This window comes from Caulobacter sp. DWR3-1-2, from assembly GCF_049896225.1.
GTDB lineage: Bacteria > Pseudomonadota > Alphaproteobacteria > Caulobacterales > Caulobacteraceae > Caulobacter.
Window position 1 is genome coordinate 160,919 of record NZ_JAFCTW010000006.1, and the last position, 14,398, is coordinate 175,316.

The following is a 14,398-nucleotide window of genomic DNA, read 5'->3' on the forward strand; positions in this document are numbered from 1 at the left end:
CCACAACATGTTGTGTGCTGCGACGTTTCGGACACTAGATGCGCGGGTTGGTCCCGCGCTATCCCAGAAGCCTAGCGCGCCGTACGATTCTTGTCCGCTTGCCCCAGGAGCCGCTTTCGATGTCCGCCTCGTTGATCACCCCATCGACCGCCAAGCTGATCACCCCCGGCCTCCTGACCCCCTCCGGCGCCTATAAGCCCTTCCGCTATCCGTGGGCCCACGACTTCTGGAAGAAGCAGCAGCAGGTCCACTGGATGCCCGAAGAGGTGCCGCTGGGCGAGGACCTCAAGGACTGGGCCGTCAAGCTGAACGACAACGAGCGCAATCTGCTGACGCAGATTTTCCGCTTCTTCACCCAGTCGGACATTGAAGTGGCCGACAACTATATGGAGCGCTACGGCCGGGTGTTCAAACCCACCGAAGTGAAGATGATGCTGTCGTCGTTCGCCAATATGGAGACCATCCATATCGCGGCCTACGCCCTGCTGCTTGAAACCATCGGCATGCCGGAGAGCGAATTTGGCGCGTTCATGGAATACCAGGCCATGCGCGACAAGCACGACTTCATGCAGAAGTTCGGCGTCGAGACCAATGCCGATATCGCCCGGACGCTGGCGATGTTCGGCGGCTTCACCGAGGGGCTGCAGTTGTTCGCGTCGTTCGCCATGCTGATGAACTTCCCGCGCTTCAACAAGATGAAGGGCATGGGCCAGATCGTCTCGTGGTCGATCCGCGACGAGAGCCTGCACTGCGAAGGCATCATCAAGCTGTACCACGCCTTCAACGCCGAGACCGGCTGCGTGACCAAGGCCGTGGCCGACGACATCGTCGACTGCTGCAAGACCGTGGTGACGATGGAAGATAGTTTCATCGACCTGGCCTTCGAGGCCGGCGAAATCCAGGGCATGACCCCGGAAGACATCAAGAAGTACATCCGGTTCATCGCCGACTGGCGCCTGCGCCAGCTGCACCTGCCGGAGGTCTACGGTATCAAGGAAAACCCGCTGCCGTGGCTGCAGTCGCTGCTGTCGGGCGTGGAGCACGCCAACTTCTTCGAGGCCCGATCGACGGAATATTCCAAGGCCGCCACCACGGGCCAATGGCACGGCGCGGAGGGTGTGTGGTCGAGCTTCGACAACATGCTCAACAAGCGCTCCGAGAACACCCTGCCGGCTGAATAAGAGCAGGGGTATATTGGGGATACATGCAGCCGCCCTCGCAAGAGGCCGGCGCTTCTTTGTCTGGAGTATGGGTCATGCGGATTGCGGTCATCGGACCGGGCGCGGTGGGCGGCGTGATCGCCGCCTGGCTGGCCCAGAACCCGGCGCTGGACGTCGAGGTCTGCGCCCGCACACCCTTCGACCGGCTGGAGGTCGAGACCCCCGGCAGGTCGCTGGTCGCCACGCCGCGCGTGCTGACGGCGCCGGACCAGGCCGACCCGGTGGACTGGGCGATCGTCACCACCAAGACCTATGACGCCGTCGCCACCGGGGCCTGGCTGGCGCGGCTGGTGGGGCCGGAAACCCGCGTGGCGGTGCTGCAGAACGGCGTCGAGCATGTCGAGCGGTTCACGCCCTATGTTCCGGCCCAGCGGATCACCCCGGCTGTGGTCGATATCCCGGCCGAGCGGTCGGCCCCCGGCCGCGTGCGTCAACGCCGCGACGGTACGATCCTGGTTCCGTCCGGGGCGGCGGGAGAGGCCTTCGTCGCCCTGTTCGCCCATACGCCGATCGGGGTTTCGGTGACCGACGACTTCAGGACCGCCGCCTGGAAGAAGCTGGCTTTGAACTGCGCCGGGGCGGTCAACGCCCTGACCCTGATGCCGTCGGGCGTGGCGGCGCGCGAGCCGATTGCCCAGATCATGCGGGCCTTGGTGGCCGAGTGCGTGGCGGTGGGCCGGGCCGAGGGCGCGGTGTTGCCGGGCGACCTTGGCGACACCGTGGTCGCCGGCTATCGCTCAGGGCCGGCTGACGGGATCAATTCCCTGCACGCCGACCGGGCGGCCGGTCGACCGATGGAGCTGGACGCCCGCAATGGTGTCATCATGCGGCTCGGCGCGAAGCATGGGATCGCCACGCCGGTCAATGCGATGGTGGTGGCGCTGATCGAGGCGGCTGCGGGGTAGGCACGGGGACATGCCCTTTGGGCGTGTCCCCAACCGAGGCCGCGAGGCGGGGACACGCACAGGTGCATGTCCCCGTCCAACGCTAAGGCCGGTCCTTTTTCGGCAGGGCCGCGATTTCCTCGGGGGTCAGGCGGGTGATGGCCTTGGCCATGATCGGCATGGTCATGAAGCCGTCCGAGACCCGCAGGTCCAGGTCGATCGGCCGGCACACCTGGTCGCTGCCGCGCACCACCGAGACCAGGTGCACGCCCGGCGAGGTCAACTGGTTGGTGCCGTGCGCCAGGTCCACGCGATAGACGTCGCGGTGGCGCACCTTCATGTAGAGGGTGTCCTTGTTGGGCGCGCTCCAGCCGTCCCAATCAGACAGGGCGAAGCACGACCGCGCCGGCCTTGGCTTGGCGGTCGGATCGGCCAGGGCGGGCGCCGAGACGGCCAGAAGCGCCATCGTCAGCAGACCGGCCCGGAGCAGGCCAAATCTCGGTTGGGTCGTGGCGTTCATGACCATCTTCCTTGTGAAGCGTCCTTCGGGAGAGAGATTGGGCCTCTCCCCCTCGAAGTCAATCTGACGCCTAGAGCAAGCCGCGCGATGTAGGAATCGCACGGCTTGCTCTAGACTTTTGTTTTCGCATCGCTTTTGCGGAAAACCGGTGGCCACTTTTCCGCGCGATGCTCTAGGCCTTGACGGCGGCTGCCTCGTTTGGCTCCGGATCGTCGAGTTCGCCCTCCCACTTGGCGACCACGGCGGCGGCGACGGAGTTGCCGACCACGTTGGTGGCGCTGCGGCCCATGTCCAGCAAGTGGTCCACCCCGAGGACGAGCGCGATCCAAGACTCGGGCAGGCCGAAATAGGTCAGGGTGGCCATGATCACCACAAGCGAGGCGCGGGGCACGCCGGCTATGCCCTTCGAGGTCACCATCAGCAGCAGCAGCATGAAGATCTGCTGCTGGACCGTCAGGTGCACGCCATGGGCCTGCAAGATGAACACCGTGGCGAAGGTGCAATAGAGCATCGAGCCGTCGAGATTGAACGAATAGCCCAAGGGAAGGACGAACGAGACGATGCGGCGGCGAATGCCGAGCTTGGGCAGGGCGTCGAGAATGCGGGGATAGGCCGCTTCCGACGAGGCGGTCGAGAAGGCCAGCAGGGCCGGCTCGCGGATCGCGCCGAACAGCGGAATCACCCGCTTGCCCAGCACGGCCCAGCCGGCGATGAACAGCAGCACCCACAGCGTGCCCATGGTGGCGTAGAAGCCCAGCACGAACTTGCCATAGACGGCCAACATCGAGATGCCCTGGGCGGCGATGGTCGAGGCCAGGGCGCAGAAGATCGCCAGTGGGGCCAGCTTCATCACAAAGCCGGTGACCTTTAGCATCACCTGGGCGCCCTGCTCGGCGAGCTCCAGAATGTGCGGCGCCTTTTTGTCCAGCGAGGCGACGGCCGTGCCGACGAACAGGCTGAACACCACGATCTGCAGGATCTCGTTCTTGGCCATGGCGTCGAAGATCGAGGCCGGCACCAGGTGGGTCAGGAAGCCCTGCAGGGTGAAGCTCTCGGTCGAGGCGGCCGGCGCGTTGGCGGCGGTGGTGACCTCGGCCAGGTTCAGGCCCGCGCCCGGGTGCAACAGGTGGACCATGCCCAGGCCCAGCAGCAGCGACACGGCCGAGGCGGTGATGAACCAGCCCATGGTCTTGGCGCCGATCCGGCCCACGGCGGCGGCGTCTTCCATGTGGGCGATGCCGGCGACCAGGGTCGTCAGGACCAACGGCGCGATGATCATCTTGATCAGCCGCAGGAACAGGTCGGTCCCCATCTTGAACCACTTGACCGCTTCGGCGGTCTGGGCTGCGTCGAGATATTGATTGCAGGCCCAGCCCACGGCTACGCCGAGAACCATGGAGGCGATAATCAGATAGGCGAAACGTTTGTTCATGGGCTCCCCCGTCGAGCGCGCGACGCCCGAACGTTCAGTCGGCGGCCTGGAGCGAAAGGATGGGGGCAAGCGCTTTCGCCCACGCCGGCCGCACCGGTCATTGCAACCCTTGTGGCCGACGAAAACGCCTTCGTCCATGCCCGCCAAGGGCGTCGTGCGCCCGCCGCCGCCGCTTGGTCTGGAAAATGCCTTGGAACGTTGATATAGGACGTCATGTCAAACCAAGAAAAAGCAATCGCCGTCGTTGAGCAGCTCAACGCAGAATACGAACGCGCCGTCGACGCCCTGCGGACCGCGTTACGCGCCTATCTCGAAACCGGAGCCCGCCCCGATCCGCAGACGCGGTTCGACGGTACGTTCGCCTATCCGGAACTTCGCCTGGTCTATGCCCCCGAGGCTTTGCCGCCCAAGCTGGCGCGCTCCTATGCCCGGGTCAGCCGGCCCGGCGTGTACGCCACCACGGTGACCAAGCCCAACCAGTTCAAGGACTATCTGGTCGAGCAGCTGACCCTGCTGTTGCAGGACTTCGATGTCGAGATCGAGATCGGCCGCTCCGAGCAGGAGATCCCCTATCCCTACGTGCTGGACTCCACGATCGACCTGAACCAGGCCGACGTGCGCAGCGAGGACATCGCCCGGTTTTTCCCGACCACGGATCTCGCCTTCATCGGCGACGAGATCGCCGACGGGGTGTGGAACCCGGCGATGGACGAGACCCGGCCGCTGGCCCTGTTCGACGGCCTGCGGACCGACTTCTCGCTGGCCCGCCTGCGCCACTATACCGGCGCTCCGGCCGAGCATGTGCAGCAGTTCATCCTGTTCACCAACTACCACCGCTATGTCGACGAGTTCGTGCGCTGGGGCATCGAGCAGTTGGGCCAGGAGGGCACGCGTTTCGAGGCGATGTCGTGCTCGGGCGGACTGACGATCACCGCCAACACCGTCAATCCCGAACTGGCGGTGGCAGAGTCGACCTGGCGCAAGCACCAGATGCCGGCCTATCACTTGATGGCGCCGGGCGGGACCGGCATCACCCTGGTCAATATCGGCGTCGGCCCGTCCAACGCCAAGACCATTTGCGACCACCTGGCCGTGCTGCGGCCCCAGGCCTGGCTGATGATCGGCCACTGCGGCGGCCTGCGCGACACCCAGACCATCGGCGACTATGTGCTGGCCCACGCCTATCTGCGCGACGACCACGTGCTGGACGCCGTCCTGCCGCCGGAGATCCCGGTGCCGTCGATCGCCGAGGTCCAGCGCGCCCTCTATGACGCCGCCAAGGCGATCAGCGGCGACTCGGGTGATCAGCTGAAGAAGCGCCTGCGCACCGGCACTGTGGTCACCACCGACGACCGCAACTGGGAACTGCGCCACAGCCTCTCGGCCCTGCGCTTCAACCAGAGCCGGGCCGTGGCCATCGACATGGAGTCGGCCACCATCGCCGCTCAGGGCTACCGTTTCCGGGTGCCATACGGGACGCTGCTGTGCGTGTCGGACAAGCCGCTGCACGGCGAGATCAAGCTGCCCGGCCAGGCCAACGCGTTCTACGAGCGGGCCATCAGCCAGCACCTGCAGATCGGCATCCTAACCTGCAAGCTGTTGTTGGAAGAGGGGCCGAACCTGCATTCGCGCAAGCTCCGGGCGTTCGATGAGCCGCCGTTTCGGTGATGGGGTAGAGGCGAGTGGCTCACCCTCTTGCCCCCACCTGACCGCTTCGCGGTCTGTCCGCCCCATAGGGGGCGGAGCCTCGCGCAAGGCGACGTAGTCGCCTGGAGGGGGCAAGTGCGCCGCCGCGCTATTCCCCCAAAAATCCCACCACGGCCTCCGCCAGCGCCGGCTCAATCACCGCGCTCAGGTGATCGCCCGGAACCCGCACCGCGCGCGCGTCCAGCATCATCGCCGCCAGCCCCTCGGCCGAGCCGTTGTCGTCGTCGCGCGCTCCCGCCACCACCAGGGTCGGAACCTCGATCGCGGCGATCGCCTCGGCCGAGGTTGCGACGAACGACGCCAGCACGCCCAGCATGGCCTCGGGCTTCAGCCCGCCGGCCGCCATCATCGCCTGCACCCGGCGGCCGGCCCGTGGGTCCTGGGCCAACTCACCGTGGCGGATGCTGTCTTCGAACATCGCCGCCCGCGCGCCGGCGGCCACCAGCCCACTGTCGCCCATGCCGCCCAGGACCAGCCTCCTCGGCCGCGCCCCGCGCGCCAGCATCCGCACCGCCGTCCGCGCGCCCAGCGAATAGCCGACCAAGTCGTAGTCGGTCAGGTGCAGGTGGGCGATCAGCGCCTCCTGGTCGCGGGCCAGCACGTCGCCGGGCCAGGCGGCCGGATCGGTGGGGGCGTCCGAGCGGCCGTGGCCGCGCAGGTCCGGGGCGATCACCTTGCGGCCGGCGGCGGCGATGGCGGCGGCGATGCCCGGCAGGAACCAGTTGCTCTCGGCGCTGGCCAGGAAACCGTGCAGCAGCAAGGTCGGCCAGCCTTCCCCGAGCGTGCGATAGCCGATGGAAACGCCGTCGAAACTCTGGAAGCGGTGGAGGTCGGTCATGCGGGCAGCTTAGCCCGCCCCATCCCGCCGTCCAGTGTCTCGCTTTCGGCACCTCCAGGCGCTAACACACCGCCATGACCCGTCACATCCCCCTGCAAGGCATCGAGAACTTCCGCGATTTCGGCGACTACGCCGCAGGCGTGGGCCGGCTGAAAAAGGGCTTGCTGTTCCGCGCCGCCCACCAGGCGGAGGCCACCGACGACGACCTCGCGGCCATGGCCGGCCTGGAGATCACCACCATCGTCGATCTGCGCCGCCCCAACGAGCGCCAGCGCGACCCCTCGCGGCGCTGGGACGGTTTCACCGCCCAGGTGATCGACAACGACCTGGGCGTGACGGGCGAAGATCCGTGGCACACCTTCCTGCGCGGCTCGGACCTGTCGGCCGGCTCGATCCGCGACTATCTGGTCGAATATTATCGTCGCGCGCCGTTCAAGGAACGCCACCTGGACCTGTTCCAGCGCTATTTCCAGGCCTTGGCCGCCGCGCGTGGCCCGGTGCTGATCCACTGCGCGGCCGGCAAGGACCGCACCGGCCTGCTCGCCGCCCTGACCCATCACGTGGCCGGGGTGTCCGACGACGACGTCATCGACGACTATCTGCTGACCAACAACGAGGAGCGCTTCGTCCGCCGAGGTCCGAAGTTCGCCACCATCCTCGAGGAGGCCACCGGCCGGCGTCCGTCCGACGCGGCGATCCGCACCGCCATGGGCGTCGAAGCCGACTATCTGGCCACGGCCATAGCGGAGATGAAGGCGCAATACGGTTCGATCGACGGCTATCTGGAACAGGCGCTCGGGCTCGACGCGGCGGGCCGCGAGGCCGTGCGGGCGCATATTCTGCTGTAGCGACAACGAAGGTGACAAACGCGCGTTTAACCGCCACGCTTCCGTCAAGTCGCCGCGCAAGAGGGTGACCGCTTCGACGAGGGTGTGATACCGCATGAGTGAGTTCTCGGCCGCCGCTGCGGTCCCCTCGGAAGGCGATCCGGTCGCGCCGCCGAACACCAAGCTGTCGCGCGGCGCCCTGGCCTGGATCCTCCAGCAGGGAGCGCGGGATCCCTATGTGATCCTGATCACCATCTACATCTTCTCGCCCTACTTCTCGCGGGTGCTGGTCGGCGATCCTGTCAAGGGCCAGGCCCTGGTGGCCAATATCTCGACGATCTATGGCTTGCTGACCGCCCTGACCTGCCCGTTCCTGGGGGCGATGATCGAGCAATATGGGCCGCGCAAGCCGATGCTGGGTGTCGTGCTGGCGGTGATGGTCCCGATGCTCTGCGCCCTGTGGTGGGCCATGCCGACCGGCGGCCTGCCGCTGATGGTCATCAGCGCCGTCCTGGTGGTGCTGGGGGTGGTCTATAATTGGGGCGATGTGCTGAGCAATTCGCTGCTGGGCCGGGCCGCCGCCGGGATCCCCGGTCGCGCCGCCCTGATCTCGGGCCTCGGTTACGCCATGGCCAACGGCCTGTCGGTGGCGCTGCTGGTGTTCATGCTGTGGGGCATGGTGCTGCCGGGCCAGGTGGACTGGCCGGGCGTGCCGCACGCGCCGCTGTTCGGGCTTGACCCCGCCAAGAACGAGCCCAGCCGGATCTCCGGCCCGATGGCGGCGGCGGTGATGCTGCTGGGCGCCATCCCGTTCTTCCTGTGGACCCCCGACGCCGCCCGCACCGGCCACAGCTGGACGGGCAGCATGAAGGCCGGCGTCGCCCTGCTGCGCGACACCTTCGGCAATCTGAAGGGCCACAAGGACATCGCCACCTATCTGGGCGGGCGGATGCTCTATTGCGACGGCATGACCGCACTGCTGATCTTCGGCGGGCTGTTCGCGGCGGGCCTGATGCGCTGGGGCGCGCTTGAGATGCTGGCCTACGGCATCTCGCTGAGCGTCTTCGCGGTGCTGGGCGGGCTGATCGCGCCGTGGCTGGACCGCACGCTCGGGCCGCGCAAGGCGGTGCAGGTCGAGATCGCCGGGGCCCTGATCATGCTGATCGCCACCCTCGGCATGGGGCGCGAAAAGATCCTGTTCTTCTGGACCTATGACCCGGCCGCCCATGCGCCGATCTGGAACGGACCATTCTTCCGCACCGCGCCGGAGCTAATATATCTGGCCCTGGGCCTGATGATCGCGGTGTTCGTCACCGCCCAATACGCCTCGAGCCGCACCTTGCTGATCCGCCTGTGCCCGCCCGACAAGACCGCCGCCTTTTTCGGCCTCTATGCCCTGTCGGGTACGGCCACGGCCTGGCTGGGCTCGCTGCTGGTCGCCCTGGTCACGGCGATCTTCCACAGCCAGGTGGCCGGCTTCCTGCCGATCGCCGTCCTGCTGCTGCTGGGTTTCCTGGTGCTGTTCCTGGTCAAGGGCGGCGAGCGGGAGGCGTGAGGGACTAGGTCTTGCCCGTCTCCCCGGCGCAGGCCGGGGCCCACATGAAAGGCGCTTGAGGCTGACGCCAAGAGCTCTGAGCGTCTCCAATCCTCCACACCGCCTGGGATCTGGGTCCAGACCGTCGTCGGGAAGACGAAAGCGGTGGCGGGGCTCGACCGAAGCCGTGCTTCCGTGCTGCCCCATGGCGTCGAACGCCGAGCGGCGGTATCACCCGCCGATGCGGCATGTCGTCCTTATCAGCGCTCCCTGGCGCGACCCGGTCTGGGCTGCGGCCCCGTGGCGCGACGAGCCCTTCGCCTGCGCGATGATCTCGGGCGGCCAGGGCGGGCGCTGGTCCTATCTGCTGCGCGACCCGGACGCCACGCTGGTGCTGGCGGGGGATGATCCGCGCGACCCGTTCAAGGCCCTGGCCGAGCTGATCGGTCCGCCCCAGGCGGTGGAGCCCGACGGCCCGCCGTTCCAGGGCGGCGTTGTCGGCCTGGCCAGCTACGAACTGGGCGACCGGGTCGAGCCCCTGGGCCTGAAGCGCACCGGCTGGCCCGACCTGGCCTGCGCCCGCTATCCGGCCCTGCTGGCCTTCGACCACCTGCAGCGGCGGGTGCTGGCGATCGGCCGGGGCGGCTCGCACGGCTTCGCCCGCGCCAAGGCCGAGGCGGCCCTGGGCTGGCTTGAAGCGCCGACGCCGGCTGAGCACGACGGCCCGCTGTGCGAGGCCCTGATCGAGAGCGACGGCGCGGCCTATGAGACGGCGGTGGCCCAGGTGGTCGAGCGCATCCACGGCGGGGAAATCTTCCAGGCCAATATCGCCCGCGTCTGGACCGGGCGGCTGGCGACGGGCGCAAATCCCTATGACCTGTTCACCCAGCTGCGATCAGTCAGCCCCGCGCCGTTCTCGGCCTATCTGCGTTTGCCGGGCCGGGCCATGGTCTCCAACTCGCCGGAGCGTTTCCTGAAGGTGAACGCCAGGGACGGCGGCGGCGATCTGACCATCGAGACTCGGCCGATCAAGGGCACCCGGCCGCGCGGCGCCGACCAGGCCGAGGACGCGCGACTGATCGCCGAGCTGTCGGCCAGCGCCAAGGATCGGGCCGAGAACCTGATGATCGTCGACCTGATGCGCAACGACCTGGCGCGGGTCAGCCCGCCCGGCAGCGTCGCCGTGCCGGAGCTGTTCAAGGTCGAGACCTTCGCCAATGTCCACCACCTGGTCTCGACGGTGACCGGCAAGCTGGCGACCGGATTGACCGCCGCCGACCTGCTGCGCGCGGCCTTTCCGCCGGGTTCGATCACCGGCGCGCCCAAGGTCCAGGCCATGCGCGTCATTTCAGAGCTGGAGGCCCCCCGCGGCCCCTATTGCGGCACGCTGTTCTGGGCGGGTGTCGATGGCGCCTTCGAGTCCAGCGTGCTGATCCGCACCGTCGGGCTGGAGCAGGACGCCCTTGGAGAAGGAGGGGAGGGCTGGAGCTTCGAGGCGCGGGCCGGGGCCGGCATCGTCGCCGACAGCGATCCCCACGCCGAACGCCTGGAGACCGAGGCCAAGTTCGCCGCCCTGCGTCGCGCCTTGCTGGAGGAGCCCCGTCGATGATCCCGCCTCCTCCTGTGCCTGGCGATGACCGTGGCCTGCTGCTGGGCGACGGTCTGTTCGAGACCCTGCTGTGGCTCGACGACGAGCTGCGCTGCCTCGACGCCCACCTCGACCGCTTGGCCACCGGCTGCGAGACCCTGGGCTTGCCGCCGCTGGACCGCGACGAGGCCGCGCGCCTGTGCCGAGCCGCGCCGGGGCAAGCGGGCGTCGAGGCCGGCCGGGCCGCCGTGCGCCTGACCCTGACCGCCGGTTCCGGCGGTCGCGGCCTGGACCGCCCGGACGCGCCGGAGGTCCGCCTGGTCGCCCATGCCGCCGCGACGCAGCCGGTCTCGACGTCGGCGACGCTGATCCTGGCCAGGACCCGCCGCAACGAGGGCTCGCCCGCCTCGCGGCTGAAGACCCTGTCCTATCTCGACAACGTGCTGGCCCGGGCCGAGGCGCGGGCGGCGGGGGCCGACGAGGCGGTGATGCTCAACAATCGCGGCGACCTGGCCTGCGCCTCGGCCGCCAACCTGTTCTGGATCACCGGCGGCAAGCTGTTCACCCCCGCCCTGAGCTGCGGCGTGCTGAACGGGATCACGCGGGCCCGCGTGCTGAACCAGGCCGCCGCCCTGGGCGTCGAGACGGCGGTGGTCGCCGCCAGCGTCGAGGTCCTGGAAGACGCCGAAGCGGCCTTCCTCACCAACAGCCTGATCGGCGTCCGGCCGGTCAGCCGCTTCGAGGGCCGTCTCTACGCCCCGCACGATCTGGTCACGCGGCTGCGGGCCGGGGTCTAGAGCATTTCCCGACCTGACTGCGTCATGCCGTGGGCTCTAATCTTCTGTTTTGACACATTTTTCTTCACGCGAACCGGAACCACTTCGCTCGGAAAATGCTCTAGCTCTTGACGCGAACGACGCTCGCCGACAGCCTGGGCCGCAAATAGAAGGTCCGGCGGAAGGTGATGGTGTCGGGCGACACCAGCTTGATGGGCGAGTCGTAGTCGTAGCTGGACTTGCTCATGATGACGCTCTGATTGGCCGGCAGCACGCTGTCGGGAATATCGGTGAGCACCGTGCCCTTGGTCGGGCAGTTTACCGGGGCGTTGTAAGGCTCTGACCAGTCCACGGTGTCCTTGCCCTTGGTGTCGGACAGGACGCTGACCAGGCACATGCGCAGCGAGGTTGACGGAAACGGAGCTATCAGCACGCCGCCGACCTTGAAGACGTCGGTGCGCCGCGCGTCGGTCAGCTGGGTGTCGCGCGCCACGATGTCGCCGATCGACGATGCGACGAGGATGAGGCGACGCTGGGCCAGCATCGCCTCGGTCAGTTCGGCCATGCCGCAATAGAACAGCAGCAGCACGGGCGCGATGAAGGCGAACTCCACCGCCGAGGCGCCGCGACGGTCACGCCAGAAGGCGGTGAGGTTGGGGCGAGCGCGGGGCCGGGACGGGGGCTGGTTCACTACGGGCATTTGACGCTCGCGGCTGGGGTGTCCGAATAAGGCTCGTTGGTGAAGACCGCCGAATAGGTCACCATGCGATCGCCAGGATCGCCGGCTACGGCGTCTTGCAGCAGAGGGGTCATGATCGGCCATTTGTAATAGGCGCGCACCAGCACGATCGAGCCGGGGCCGCCCGGATCCCAGCAGGTCTTGGCCAGGTTGGGCGCCGTGGCGGCGCCCGTGGCGCCGAAGGACGGCAGGGCGCGAACATCCACGTGGAGCGCCGAGGCGCAGCCCGAGCCGAGCCACGACATCTGCTCGCACACCTGCGCCTTGAAGGTCGCGGCGGTGCCGCCGGTGGACTGAAGTTCCCCGGTCCGGATCGTGCGGTCCATGTTGCTGAGGCCGGCTTCCAGGGTCAGGGACACCATGAAGGTGACGCCCAGTTCCAGGATGGCGAACACCAGCACCAGGAAAGGAATGGACACAAAGGCGAACTCGACCGCTGTCGCGCCGTCATGAGCCCGCGCGAAGCGGCGCAGCAGGCCCTTGGGGGCGCGCGGGGCAGGGCGGCTTTTTCGGTCGTGATCGGCCATGATGGCGTCCGCGTCAGCGCCTTCTCATCAGGAGAGGCGCGACACTCTAGGCTCGGCGTCCCTAATCACTGGTTTAGGGACCTGAAAAGGACTCAAGCGCGCCCGCGCGTGTATCCTTACGGGTGAGCGGGGGCGGCGGCGTCGCCCAACTTGGAGCAGCGGTCGCCGCAGGCATAGATCGACGCCACCACGCCGCGCTGGACGATGACGGCCTCGCTGGAGGCTTCGGTGACCATCACCTGGCGGTCGGCAAGGGTGTGGCCGCCGGCGTCGAAAGCCAGGAGGGTGGTCGCGCCCGGCTTCTTGCCCATCACCACCAGGGTGCGGTCGTTGACCAAGCTGACATCGGCCACCTGGGGATCGCCGACCACGATGTCGCGCACCGGACCCGACAGGGTGATGCGGACGGCTTCGCCGTCGCCGATCGACAAGGTTCGGGATTGTCCGGCCAGGGGCTGGGCGCTGGCGACGCCCGCCAGCAGGCTGAGACAGACGCAAAAGGCGAGGGGTAGGCGGCGCATGGTCATTCTTTCCAGGATGGTGCGATCTCTAAAATGGTCCGGAATGGTCAATAAAGACCTAAGAACAGTACTTCCGTAATCTTCCCGATATTCCAGAAACCGTTGCCGGATAAGGAGTTTTCGCCCTCGCGGATATCGTATAGTTAAGAGTTGATAATGGTAAACCTAAATAAACCATCAGAAATATCTGGGAAACTATCTGATGTTTACTGACTATTAAGCGGGGTGCGGCAAATTGATCGTGTTTTCAGGGGTTAGCAAGTCGACACGGCTTGGAGAGCCCAGATCCTTACTGACCAGGAGAACCACCATGTCGAAGTTTGTCACCCGCTTTGTCGCCGATGAATCCGGCGCGACCGCCATCGAATACGGCCTGATCGTTGCTCTGATCGCCGTCGTCATCGCCAGCGTCGTCACCTCGCTCGGCGGCACCCTGAAGGCCACCTTCACCAAGATGAACACCACGGTGACCTCGGCCAACGCCGCGAAGTAAGACGCGTCTCTCGAAAAAAGAGGGCCTCGGCGGAAACGCCGGGGCCCTTTTTTCATGTCCGCGACCCAGGTCGGCGGCCACCTCGCCCGACGAAAGCGTGGGGCGGAAACCATTGCTTCACGGGATCGGGGCAGATTGTCGTTTGATCGAGCGTTCCAGAACACCGGATGACACAGGCCGCCGCCATGCAAACCTTCCAGTTCGCCCTGTTGCTGATCTTTCCCGCCCTGGTCGTCGTGGCCGCGCTGAAGGACGCCACCAGCTTCACCATTCCCAACTGGATTTCGCTGGCCCTGATCGTGGCCTTCGCGCCGGCGGCGTTCGCCAGCGGCGCGTCCCTGGCGACTATCGGCCTGTGCGCGGCGGCGGGAGTCGCGGCGCTGGCGGCCGGCATGGGAATGTTCGCGGCCGGCTGGATCGGCGGCGGCGACGCCAAGCTGTTCGCGGCCGCCACCCTGTGGCTGGGCTGGCCCGCAGCGCTGCCCTTCATGCTGATCACCGGCATGGCCGGCGGGGTGCTGACCCTGGGCCTGCTGAGCCTGCGCTCGGGCTGGTTCGAACCGGTGCTGGCCGGCAGCCCGCCCTGGGTGCGCAAGCTGGGCGCGCAGGGCGGCGACATTCCCTATGGCGTGGCCATAGCGGTGGGCGCCCTGGTGACCTTCCCGCAGGGCGCGCTTGCCCAGGCCGTGGGCGCAGGATGATCCGACGGCCAGATCCGCCCCGCGTCAGCCTGTCGCGCCGCCCGTCGGGCCTTTCGACCCTCCCCCTTTAGTCGCTGTTAACCATGGCCGC

General features: G+C 67.3%; 15 protein-coding genes. 9 read left to right on the forward strand and 6 right to left on the reverse strand.

Annotated elements, in window-relative coordinates; all coding sequences use genetic code 11:
- Positions 1 to 119 precede the first annotated feature (119 nt).
- On the forward strand, positions 120 to 1,181 hold the full coding sequence (locus ACP696_RS11080) for a ribonucleotide-diphosphate reductase subunit beta (protein WP_426009845.1): 1,062 nt from the start codon (positions 120 to 122) through the stop codon (positions 1,179 to 1,181).
- A gap of 74 nt (positions 1,182 to 1,255) precedes the next feature.
- Entirely contained in the window at positions 1,256 to 2,125 is an 870-nt protein-coding gene (locus tag ACP696_RS11085; protein ID WP_426043782.1) for a 2-dehydropantoate 2-reductase, read from the forward strand.
- Between the two features lie 82 nt (positions 2,126 to 2,207).
- Here the strand turns inward: ACP696_RS11085 and ACP696_RS11090 are convergent, their stop codons facing one another.
- A complete protein-coding gene (locus tag ACP696_RS11090; RefSeq protein WP_426043783.1) occupies positions 2,208 to 2,624 on the reverse strand; it encodes a DUF6491 family protein in 417 nt (138 codons plus the stop codon).
- A 172-nt stretch (positions 2,625 to 2,796) separates the two neighbouring features.
- A complete protein-coding gene (locus ACP696_RS11095; RefSeq protein WP_426009841.1) occupies positions 2,797 to 4,056 on the reverse strand; it encodes a dicarboxylate/amino acid:cation symporter in 1,260 nt (419 codons plus the stop codon).
- A 213-nt stretch (positions 4,057 to 4,269) separates the two neighbouring features.
- Here ACP696_RS11095 and ACP696_RS11100 point away from each other — a divergent pair, with 213 nt between their 5' ends.
- Positions 4,270 to 5,724: an AMP nucleosidase gene (locus tag ACP696_RS11100; RefSeq protein WP_426009839.1), complete on the forward strand. Its 1,455-nt coding sequence runs from the start codon at positions 4,270 to 4,272 to the stop codon at positions 5,722 to 5,724.
- A 127-nt stretch (positions 5,725 to 5,851) separates the two neighbouring features.
- Here ACP696_RS11100 and ACP696_RS11105 read toward each other — a convergent pair whose 3' ends face one another.
- The gene (locus ACP696_RS11105) at positions 5,852 to 6,601 is read right to left on the reverse strand and encodes an alpha/beta fold hydrolase (RefSeq protein WP_426009838.1); all 750 of its coding nucleotides are present in this window, start codon (positions 6,599 to 6,601) and stop codon (positions 5,852 to 5,854) included.
- Between the two features lie 74 nt (positions 6,602 to 6,675).
- Here ACP696_RS11105 and ACP696_RS11110 point away from each other — a divergent pair, with 74 nt between their 5' ends.
- The 4 genes from ACP696_RS11110 to ACP696_RS11125 all read left to right on the forward strand — a co-directional run bounded on the left by ACP696_RS11110 (position 6,676) and on the right by ACP696_RS11125 (position 11,347).
- Positions 6,676 to 7,449, forward strand: coding sequence for a tyrosine-protein phosphatase (locus tag ACP696_RS11110; protein ID WP_426009837.1), 774 nt, complete (start codon positions 6,676 to 6,678; stop codon positions 7,447 to 7,449).
- A 94-nt stretch (positions 7,450 to 7,543) separates the two neighbouring features.
- Positions 7,544 to 8,983 (forward strand): MFS transporter, encoded by a 1,440-nt coding sequence (locus tag ACP696_RS11115; RefSeq protein ID WP_426009836.1) that lies wholly within the window; start codon positions 7,544 to 7,546, stop codon positions 8,981 to 8,983.
- A 220-nt stretch (positions 8,984 to 9,203) separates the two neighbouring features.
- Positions 9,204 to 10,571: an aminodeoxychorismate synthase, component I gene (pabB, locus tag ACP696_RS11120; RefSeq protein WP_426043818.1), complete on the forward strand. Its 1,368-nt coding sequence runs from the start codon at positions 9,204 to 9,206 to the stop codon at positions 10,569 to 10,571.
- Positions 10,568 to 11,347 (forward strand): aminotransferase class IV, encoded by a 780-nt coding sequence (locus ACP696_RS11125; RefSeq protein ID WP_426043784.1) that lies wholly within the window; start codon positions 10,568 to 10,570, stop codon positions 11,345 to 11,347. The genes pabB and ACP696_RS11125 overlap by 4 nt, the downstream gene beginning before the upstream one ends.
- A gap of 100 nt (positions 11,348 to 11,447) precedes the next feature.
- Here the strand turns inward: ACP696_RS11125 and ACP696_RS11130 are convergent, their stop codons facing one another.
- From ACP696_RS11130 to ACP696_RS11140, 3 genes are all read right to left on the reverse strand, one after another.
- Positions 11,448 to 12,026: a TadE/TadG family type IV pilus assembly protein gene (locus tag ACP696_RS11130; protein WP_426009833.1), complete on the reverse strand. Its 579-nt coding sequence runs from the start codon at positions 12,024 to 12,026 to the stop codon at positions 11,448 to 11,450.
- The gene (locus ACP696_RS11135; protein ID WP_426009832.1) at positions 12,017 to 12,592 is read right to left on the reverse strand and encodes a TadE/TadG family type IV pilus assembly protein; all 576 of its coding nucleotides are present in this window, start codon (positions 12,590 to 12,592) and stop codon (positions 12,017 to 12,019) included. The genes ACP696_RS11130 and ACP696_RS11135 overlap by 10 nt, the downstream gene beginning before the upstream one ends.
- Positions 12,593 to 12,708: 116 nt before the next feature.
- The gene (locus tag ACP696_RS11140; protein ID WP_426009830.1) at positions 12,709 to 13,113 is read right to left on the reverse strand and encodes a pilus assembly protein N-terminal domain-containing protein; all 405 of its coding nucleotides are present in this window, start codon (positions 13,111 to 13,113) and stop codon (positions 12,709 to 12,711) included.
- A gap of 310 nt (positions 13,114 to 13,423) precedes the next feature.
- Here ACP696_RS11140 and ACP696_RS11145 point away from each other — a divergent pair, with 310 nt between their 5' ends.
- Both ACP696_RS11145 and ACP696_RS11150 read left to right on the forward strand, forming a co-directional pair.
- Positions 13,424 to 13,606, forward strand: coding sequence for a Flp family type IVb pilin (locus tag ACP696_RS11145; RefSeq protein ID WP_426009828.1), 183 nt, complete (start codon positions 13,424 to 13,426; stop codon positions 13,604 to 13,606).
- Positions 13,607 to 13,791: 185 nt separating this feature from the next.
- Positions 13,792 to 14,307 carry an A24 family peptidase gene (locus ACP696_RS11150; RefSeq protein WP_426011261.1) on the forward strand — a complete coding sequence of 172 codons (516 nt, stop codon included), beginning with the start codon at positions 13,792 to 13,794 and terminating at the stop codon, positions 14,305 to 14,307.
- Positions 14,308 to 14,398: the final 91 nt, after the last annotated feature.

Bases quoted from the DNA above. Each gene is read 5' to 3' on its own strand.
- ACP696_RS11080 (WP_426009845.1), top strand. From the start codon at position 120: ATGTCCGCCTCGTTGATCACCCCATCGACCGCCAAGCTGATCACCCCC.
- ACP696_RS11085 (WP_426043782.1), top strand. From the start codon at position 1,256: ATGCGGATTGCGGTCATCGGACCGGGCGCGGTGGGCGGCGTGATCGCC.
- ACP696_RS11090 (WP_426043783.1), bottom strand. From the start codon at position 2,624: ATGAACGCCACGACCCAACCGAGATTTGGCCTGCTCCGGGCCGGTCTG.
- ACP696_RS11095 (WP_426009841.1), bottom strand. From the start codon at position 4,056: ATGAACAAACGTTTCGCCTATCTGATTATCGCCTCCATGGTTCTCGGC.
- ACP696_RS11100 (WP_426009839.1), top strand. From the start codon at position 4,270: ATGTCAAACCAAGAAAAAGCAATCGCCGTCGTTGAGCAGCTCAACGCA.
- ACP696_RS11105 (WP_426009838.1), bottom strand. From the start codon at position 6,601: ATGACCGACCTCCACCGCTTCCAGAGTTTCGACGGCGTTTCCATCGGC.
- ACP696_RS11110 (WP_426009837.1), top strand. From the start codon at position 6,676: ATGACCCGTCACATCCCCCTGCAAGGCATCGAGAACTTCCGCGATTTC.
- ACP696_RS11115 (WP_426009836.1), top strand. From the start codon at position 7,544: ATGAGTGAGTTCTCGGCCGCCGCTGCGGTCCCCTCGGAAGGCGATCCG.
- pabB (WP_426043818.1), top strand. From the start codon at position 9,204: ATGCGGCATGTCGTCCTTATCAGCGCTCCCTGGCGCGACCCGGTCTGG.
- ACP696_RS11125 (WP_426043784.1), top strand. From the start codon at position 10,568: ATGATCCCGCCTCCTCCTGTGCCTGGCGATGACCGTGGCCTGCTGCTG.
- ACP696_RS11130 (WP_426009833.1), bottom strand. From the start codon at position 12,026: ATGCCCGTAGTGAACCAGCCCCCGTCCCGGCCCCGCGCTCGCCCCAAC.
- ACP696_RS11135 (WP_426009832.1), bottom strand. From the start codon at position 12,592: ATGGCCGATCACGACCGAAAAAGCCGCCCTGCCCCGCGCGCCCCCAAG.
- ACP696_RS11140 (WP_426009830.1), bottom strand. From the start codon at position 13,113: ATGCGCCGCCTACCCCTCGCCTTTTGCGTCTGTCTCAGCCTGCTGGCG.
- ACP696_RS11145 (WP_426009828.1), top strand. From the start codon at position 13,424: ATGTCGAAGTTTGTCACCCGCTTTGTCGCCGATGAATCCGGCGCGACC.
- ACP696_RS11150 (WP_426011261.1), top strand. From the start codon at position 13,792: ATGCAAACCTTCCAGTTCGCCCTGTTGCTGATCTTTCCCGCCCTGGTC.